Here is a 7,019-nt window from a genome sequence, read left to right on the forward strand (position 1 = left end):
CGAATCCTAGGTCACCCACTATTGACGGTCTCCGTCCTAAAGGAGCAGAGATTCTTAAGACACAAGTGTCTCAATATCCTGTTTACACAGGTACGCGCGGCTCAATACGTTTGCCACTTAGGGCGTACTGATATCTCCTCAAGGTTGTTTCGGGCGTAGACTTTCTCCCAGTCCGGGAGTAGGTTTTATTTAAATGTCTTATACTGACATATGTACATTCTAGCAGAAAGCCGTCCTACAAGGACGGGGTTTTAGACCCAATTCTTTGATAATTTATATGTGCTTTCGGTTCCTATAGCTCAACAATGCAGCTAGTACACAAAAAAATTTCAGTAGTGACGGCGATCTCGCTCCAAGTCGTAGATAACTTTCTCCAGGTACCAGTTGTCAGATTTACCAGGATGCAGCTCCCTCTGGCGCTTAAGCAACCTTTTAGCCGTGGGTGTGTCGCCGCGAAGCAAGCTAATCAGTCGGCTTTGTAGTTGCCTGTTTTTTGGATCTATCCTGTATGAGCGAGAAACCCTACCTCGTATTTTCTCCCCTGATCGAGGTGAAAACATTTTTTTCCAAAGGTATTGCAGGTACTGTAGTTGGCGAACAAGTACAGATAGCAGCGTAAGTGCGATCGCTAATAGATAAAGAACGTGAAGAATTTCCATAAATTGAGTTGCTTTACCAACTCAATCCAAAATGTAGCAACTTTCCATTGTTCGACCACGGGAAGTCCTCGTATTTTTATTTATTGTTAAAAAAATTTTTCTCCGTACCGATAGTATTCATGGCACTTTTTACTAGTTTGTGCAAAAATTAGGCAAGGTAAGCACGTAAGCTGTGGGGCGTTTCAAGCTCAGTTATCAGTTATCGAGGAGGAGAAGCACATAGAAGACTCGGGTGATACTGTGAGCAGCTTTATTTCTCCTTATCGTGGTTTACAATATTTTGACTGTAAACACGAAGATGCTGAGTATTTTTTTGGTAGACAAGCATTAATTGATCAACTTTTAGAAAAAGTCCGTACTAGTAACTTCTTAGCGGTTTTGGGAGTATCAGGAAGTGGTAAGTCTAGTTTAGTAAGGACAGGATTGCTATATCAATTGCAGTGTGGGCAGAGGTTGCCAGGGAGTAACAAATGGCGCTTCATTATCTTTAGACCAGGTGAGCATCCCTTTCAGCACCTAACTCAAGCATTGGTCGAACTTGGATTATCAGAAGTTGATAGCAGTATCGAACTTGCTAAAATTCGGGCAATATTTGGTACAGGTGCAACTGAAGGTTTAGTACAAGTAATTACATCTGCTGAAGTTGAACGAGTGGTGTTAGTAATAGACCAATTCGAGGAAGCGTTTAGTCTATGTCGTAACACCATAGAAAGACAAAGGTTTTTTCAGTGTATTTTGGGTGCGTTACAGCGAACGGACAATAAACTCTGCTTAGTGCTGACAATGCGGGCAGATTTTTTTGGTAAGTGTGCTGAACAAGAGTATAGCGGATTGGCACAACAGATTCAGCAAAATCTGGTGACTGTAACACCAATGACCAAGGAAGAACTAACACAAGTCATCACTGAACCAGCAAACAAGGGGGGTTTACAAGTACAAGAAGAACTCGTGGAGCAAATCATTGCTGATGTAGAGGGTTCGACTGGGAATTTACCTTTATTGCAGTACACGTTAACACAATTGTGGCAGCAGGGGGAATTTACGTTACCTGCGTACACTCGCTTGGGAAGTGTTAAAGAAACCCTAGAAAAACGTGCTACAGAGGTTTATCAGTCTTTCTCAACAGATGAACAGTTAGTTTCAAAGGAAATTTTTTTACAACTAACCCAGCTAGGAGAGGGAACTGAGGATACAAGTAGACAAGTTTTGCTTCAGGATTTGATCTCATCCCCACAACAAAAGAATTTGGTAGAAAGTGTAATAGGCAAATTAGCGGCTGAAAATGTTGGGCTGCTAACGACAACAGAATTAGGAAAATTAGTCGTAGTCGATCTTGCCCACGAAACATTAATTCAAAATTGGTCATTGTTACACCATTGGATAACCGAAAACACAGAGGTTTTTAGACAACGACAGCAAATTGAGTTAGCAGCAAAAAAATGGCTAGATAGTCGTAAGGAGAAAGCTCGCTTACTACAAAAAGAAAAACTGGCTCAGGTAAAAGATTTTTTGCAACGCTATGGAGAGCGAATTTCTTTGAGCAGTTTAGCACAGGATCTGATAGAAGTTAGTCAAGCAGAGCAACGGCGACTAGAACAAGAAACAGAACAACAGCCATATCCAGAAATACAACAACAAAGAAAAGCACCTATAGCATCCAAAACCATTACTAAATTTGCTCTGGGTACTACACTAGTACTAGGTATTGTGGGAATTTTTGCCTTTATCCAGTCAAGAATATTTAACCCACTGGATGCCTGGAAGACTCAGCGATCGCAAGACTTGAATTTAATTAGCACAGAAAATACATCAAATTTAGACCTTAATGCCCTAATCAATAATTTAAAAGCAGGTAAGCAACTACAAACAGTACCACAATCAACGAAAGTAGATACAAATACTAAGTTAAAAGTTTTGACGAACTTGCAACAAGTCTTTTACGGCATCAAAGAGCAAAACCGTCTTATTAAACATGAGGCTTTAATTAATGGAGTTGCCTTCAGTCGTGATGGTAAAATTCTTGCTTCTGCAAGTCGTGATAAAACAGTAAAATTGTGGCGCACTGATGGCACATTAATAACTACCCTACCGCATGAGGACGGCGTGAATGGGGTTGTCTTTAGCCCAGATGGAAAAACAATTGCCTCGGCAAGTTCCGACAAAACAGTGAAACTGTGGCGCACTAATGGCACATTAATAACTACTCTACAACATGAGGCTCCAGTTAATGGAGTCGCTTTTAAACCAGATAGCAAAGCGATCGCTTCAGCGGGTTCGGATAAAACAGTAAAACTGTGGCGCATTGATGGTACTCTGATTAATACTATCAAAGGGCATCAGGCTTCAGTTAATGGGATCGTATTTAGCCCGGATGGAAAAACAATTGCTTCCGCAAGTTCCGACAAAACAGTAAAACTGTGGCGCATTGATGGCACTTTGATTAATACCATCAAAGGTCATGAAGATGTGGTAAATGGGGTTGCTTTTAGCCCAGATGGAAAAACAATTGCCTCGGCAAGTTCCGACAAAACAGTGAAACTATGGCGAACTGACGGCACATTGATCACTAGCCTACAGCACGATGGTTTAGTTAATGCGATCGCCTTTAGTCCCGATGGCAAAAAACTTGCCTCAGTAAGTGGGGATAAAACAGTAAAACTGTGGCGCATTGATGGCAGCTTGATAACTACCCTTAAGGCGCATGAGGACGGGGTAAATGGTGTAGCATTTAGTTCTGACAGCAAAACTCTTGCCTCTGGAAGTAGTGACAAAACAATAAAGCTGTGGCAGATTGATGGCACTACAATGACGACTTTCAAAGGTCATGAAGCATCGGTTCATGCTGCTGGATTAAGTCCTGATGGCAAAATTGTTGCCTCTGCAAGTTGGGACAATACAGTAAAACTGTGGCGAACTGATGGCACTTTGATAACTACTCTACAGCATGAAGATGGGGTTAATAGCATTGCGTTTAGTCCCGATAGCAAAATAATCGCTTCAGCAAGTTGGGGCAGAACAGTAAAACTATGGCGAACTAATGGTACGTTGATCACTAACCTTAAGGGACATGAAGATGCGGTAAATGGTGTAGCATTTAGTCCTGATGGTAAGATTCTTGCCTCTGCAAGTCGTGATAAAACCGTCAAGCTCTGGCGAAGTGATGGCACCTTAGTCACTACTATTCAGGGACATGAGGACGCAGTGAACGCTGTTACATTTAGTCCTAATGGCAAAATTCTTGCCTCTGCAAGTGCAGACGAAACAGTGAAATTGTGGCAAACCAACGGCAGCTTAATTACTACTCTTCAGGGACATGATGACGGGGTAAACGGTATTGCATTCAGTCCCGATGGCAACATTATTGCTTCTGCGAGTCGTGACAAAACCGTGAAATTGTGGCGAATCGATGGCAGCCTAATCACCACGCTTAAGGGACATGAAGATGCAGTAAATGGTGTAGCATTTAGTCCTGATAGCAACATTATTGCCACTGCAAGTGCAGACAAAACCGTGAAACTGTGGCGAACAAGCGATGCTAGTTTGATTATTACCCTCAAGAGACATGAGTTTGAAGTTAATAGTGTGATTTTTAGCGCCGATGGCAAAATTCTTGTTTCTGCAAGTAGTGATAAAACAGCAAAACTCTGGAATTTCAATCTGGATAATCTGGTTAACAGTAGTTGCGAATGGCTGCACGATTATCTACAGAATCCAAACAACGGTATGAAGTTAGATGAGCCAAACCGCCATATTTGCGACGACGTACAACCGAAATGAACGCGGTTCAATTGGTTCGGTAGGGTGCGTTACGCTGGCGCTAACGCACCGCTTATATGCTCATTTTTAGTTTCAAGTTTATTGAAGTATCTTAAAACAAGAAAATTCTTAGCTAAGACAGTAATTTCAGCAGTAGACTTTATATAAGAAATCTATAATAAAGAAACCACATTGAGCTATTACTTATGACAACCAAACAAGCAATTTTTGAAGTGATTGCAAACTATTGGATCGATAGCTGATTTCATATCAACGTCAAGGGACGTGAAGAGAATTTGGGAAAAGGTCAGTCAAACGAAGCGGTAACTTGGGAGAGAGATTTTCGTCGAAAAGTAATCTCATGGGGACATTGGCACAGTCATAAACCGACGCTCGCGGTCAGCTGCGTATGCGATACAGGCTTTAAAATCTTCCCGCGTTACATCGGGAAAGTCTTCAAGTATCTCTGCTTCTGTCATATCAGAAGCTAGATACTCAAGCACTTCATAAACTGTTATACGCAAACCGCGCACGCAAGGCTTACCACCGCGTTTATTCGATTCAATCGTGATGTAGTCTCGGTAGTTCATAAGCAGTCGGACGAAATTAAATTCATGATGTCTCCAAAAAGACGTGAGGTGAGAAGTTTTTGCTCTAGCTGGAATTATAATACAAAACGATTACGTAAAAAAGGAACTGTGTTACCGATCGCGTTCGCAAAGCGTCTCGTCCCTTGCGCATCTCCGCTCTTGAGAAGAGAAGCGCTGCCTGAAGGCGGAAGTGAGCTAAGTAGATAGGCATTCTTGGTTTGTAGTCCCATTTAAGTTCGCATTAAGCGCAACTACAAACATTATTGAATCTATTCAAACTTATATAGGCAATTGCCTGACTCGGAAACTGCGATCGCTTACGGAAATAATCGCCCCTGCTGCTAAATTCTCCTCAAACCGATTCAATACGGATGCTAAACGTTCATTGATTATTTCGTAACTTTCATTCCCCAATCGAAATAGAATTACGCTTGGCAATGTCGCTCGACTCACTGCCAACAAATACCCAAAATCTAAATCTACAGTCAATAAAACTCGCCCTTCCAAGTGAGCTTTTACCAGAATTTCATCATCGGGGAGTTTTTCTAGACCTTCATCAACCAGATGTACTGCATCATAACCAGCAGCTTTCAGCCAGTTTACAGTTCGGGGAGAGATCCCCATATCCGCCAGGAATTTCATCCAGCCTTCTCACCGACTATTGGGTAAACTTGTTCCCGTGCCAACCATGCAGCGTACATCAATGACTGCTGAACATCCTCTGGTTGCAAATACGGATAATCTTCTATAATTTCAGCCACAGTTTTGCCATTGGCAACTAAATTCAAAATCAACGAAACCGGAACTCGCATTCCTCGAATACAAGCTTGTCCAGCCATAATACGTGGGTCAAATGTAATCCGGTCAAAACCTAACATGATTTTTGAGTATAGAAAATGTTTCAGTCCCAGTAATCATTATGATATATTTTCGGTTAAGATTTTCTAGGCTCTTTGAACCTAACATTTTAAGGCTGACGTGCTATTATTGTCCTCTTTAACGCTGTTATACTACAACTAGCCGCGTTGCCAAATTTTGATATTTCCGCTTATATCTCCAGCAACTACCCAATCTCCATTGTGGCTAAATGCGACGGACATAACTGAGTCGAAAAGACTGAGTGTACAAATTTCCTTACCTGTCGCTACTTCCCATAGTTTGATGGTCTTGTCGTTACTACCACTAGCCAAAATTTGCCCATCACTACTCAAAGCTACTGACCAAACAGACTCAGAATGACCAGTGAGAGTGTGAACTTCTTTACCTGTCGCTACTTCCCATAGTTTGATGGTCTTGTCGTTACTACCACTAGCCAAAATTTGCCCATCACTACTCAAAGCTACTGAATTAACATCTCTGGAATGACCAGAGAGAGTGCGAACTTCTTTACCTGTCGCTACTTCCCATATTTTGATAGTCTTGTCGTTACTACCACTAACCAAAATTTGCCCATCACTACTCAAAGCTACAGAATTAACATCTCCAGAATGACCAGAGAGAGTGCGAATTTCTTTACCTGTCGCTACTTCCCATATTTTGATAGTATTTTCCCCACAACTACCACCAGCTAAAATTTGCCCATCACTGCTGAAGGCTACGGAATTAAAAGACTCAGTATGACCAGTAAGAGTGCGAATTTTTTTCCCTGTTGCTACATCCCACAGTTTGATAGTACTGTCCCAAAAACGACTACCACTAGCCAGAATTTGCCCATCACTGCTGAAGGCTACTGACCAAACAAACTCAGAATGACCAGTGAGAGTGCGAATTTCTTTACCTGTCGCTACTTCCCATATTTTGATAGTCTTGTCCCTACTACCACTAGCCAAAATTTGCCCATCACTGCTGAAGGCTACTGACCAAACAGACTCACAATGACCAGTGAGAGTGCGAATTTCTTTACCTGTCGCTACTTCCCATATTTTGATAGTATTGTCCCTACTACCACTAGCCAAAATTTTACCATCACTGCTAAAGGCTACAGAATTAACATATCTAGAATGACCAGTGAGAG

7 protein-coding genes are annotated in these 7,019 nt (G+C 41.7%); 1 reads left to right on the plus strand and 6 read right to left on the minus strand.

Annotated elements, in window-relative coordinates; all coding sequences use genetic code 11:
- Nucleotides 1-329: 329 nt before the first annotated feature.
- Entirely contained in the window at nt 330-659 is a 330-nt protein-coding gene (locus G4P69_RS39735) for a hypothetical protein (RefSeq protein ID WP_243903139.1), read from the minus strand.
- Between the two features lie 240 nt (nt 660-899).
- Between G4P69_RS39735 and G4P69_RS34580 the strand changes: the two genes are divergently transcribed.
- On the plus strand, nt 900-4,436 hold the full coding sequence (locus tag G4P69_RS34580; protein WP_208354431.1) for a WD40 repeat domain-containing protein: 3,537 nt from the start codon (nt 900-902) through the stop codon (nt 4,434-4,436).
- A 255-nt stretch (nt 4,437-4,691) separates the two neighbouring features.
- On the opposite strand, the gene G4P69_RS40775 is transcribed toward G4P69_RS34580, so the two are convergent.
- From G4P69_RS40775 to G4P69_RS34600, 5 genes are all read right to left on the minus strand, one after another.
- Nucleotides 4,692-4,778: a DUF5615 family PIN-like protein gene (locus G4P69_RS40775; protein ID WP_338001573.1), complete on the minus strand. Its 87-nt coding sequence runs from the start codon at nt 4,776-4,778 to the stop codon at nt 4,692-4,694.
- Nucleotides 4,775-5,005, minus strand: a complete 231-nt coding sequence (locus G4P69_RS34585; RefSeq protein ID WP_208354433.1) for a DUF433 domain-containing protein — start codon at nt 5,003-5,005, stop codon at nt 4,775-4,777. Before G4P69_RS34585 ends, G4P69_RS40775 begins: the two co-directional genes overlap by 4 nt.
- Before the next feature lie 279 nt (nt 5,006-5,284).
- Entirely contained in the window at nt 5,285-5,647 is a 363-nt protein-coding gene (locus G4P69_RS34590; protein WP_208354435.1) for a DUF5615 family PIN-like protein, read from the minus strand.
- Entirely contained in the window at nt 5,644-5,883 is a 240-nt protein-coding gene (locus G4P69_RS34595; protein WP_208354436.1) for a DUF433 domain-containing protein, read from the minus strand. Before G4P69_RS34595 ends, G4P69_RS34590 begins: the two co-directional genes overlap by 4 nt.
- A 138-nt stretch (nt 5,884-6,021) precedes the next feature.
- Nucleotides 6,022-7,019 (minus strand): WD40 repeat domain-containing protein (locus G4P69_RS34600; protein ID WP_208354438.1); only part of this gene is annotated, 998 nt, incomplete at its 5' end.

Origin of the sequence: Aetokthonos hydrillicola CCALA 1050 (assembly GCF_017591665.1) — a bacterium.
Classification (GTDB): domain Bacteria; phylum Cyanobacteriota; class Cyanobacteriia; order Cyanobacteriales; family Nostocaceae; genus Aetokthonos; species Aetokthonos hydrillicola.